1 protein-coding gene is annotated in these 257 nt (G+C 42.8%); it reads left to right on the forward strand.

Going from position 1 to position 257, the window contains the following annotated elements; translation table 11 throughout:
- Positions 1–147: 147 nt before the first annotated feature.
- The coding region (locus P6709_RS20640) for a hypothetical protein (RefSeq protein ID WP_442905382.1) at positions 148–257 on the forward strand (110 nt) is incomplete at its 3' end.

Here is a 257-nt window from a genome sequence, read left to right on the forward strand (position 1 = left end):
GGTGTATTCTGAGACAAGGCGTTTTCAGGGATAACCGTGCAGTAATCGCATCAAATGCTTCAGAAGCGCTTGAAAAAGTGAAAGAAGGCTCTGATTGATGCTTGATTTCATTCAATCCAAGCGCATAATCCTCAAGCTTCTTGAAATCTGTACCACGATTGGACCTTATTACTATACTTCCAATCCGAAGAAGCCATCGTCCGTTCAAATCTGTGGCTGAGGACAGCGGACAGAGTAAAAATTGTGATGGGAGAATT

The organism is Jeotgalibacillus sp. ET6 (assembly GCF_029667115.1).
In the GTDB taxonomy this organism is placed as follows: Bacteria; Bacillota; Bacilli; order Bacillales; family Jeotgalibacillaceae; genus Jeotgalibacillus.